The 410-nt window shown below is 53.7% G+C and carries 1 protein-coding gene; it reads left to right on the top strand.

Annotated elements, in window-relative coordinates; all coding sequences use genetic code 11:
- On the top strand, positions 1 to 410 hold a 410-nt coding region (locus tag B5P40_RS32260; RefSeq protein ID WP_181462980.1), incomplete at both ends, for a DUF4939 domain-containing protein.

Consider the following 410-nt stretch of genomic DNA (forward strand, 5'->3'; position numbering starts at 1 on the left):
ATTGTCGCAACACTACCAGCAGCGGTTGACCTTGCCAGAACCCAAAGTCCGCCTCCCAGATCTTTTTGACGGTTCCCGATCCACCCTGCGAGGTTTTATCAACCAAATATCAATGGTCATCACCCGTAAACCCAGGACATACGCCACGGATTCCGAAAAGGTGATGTTGGTTGGGGACCTTCTCACAGGAAACGCTTTGCTATGGTTCTCACCAATTTTCGAGCGACGGGATCCGTTGCTCCAGGATTTTGTCAGATTCATTGATGCGTTACGGGCACGGTTTGAGGATCCGAACAAAGCAGTTACAGCCGCACGACGATTGGAGGCGCTGCGCCAAGGTCGTCGCCCAGTCGCTGCGTATGCCAGCGAGTTTCAGCTGTTGGTCACCGACTCAGGTTGGGACGGCTACA

The sequence above is a fragment of the Bacillus sp. SRB_8 genome (assembly GCF_003264205.1).
Lineage (GTDB): Bacteria > Bacillota > Bacilli > Bacillales > Bacillaceae_G > Bacillus_A > Bacillus_A mycoides.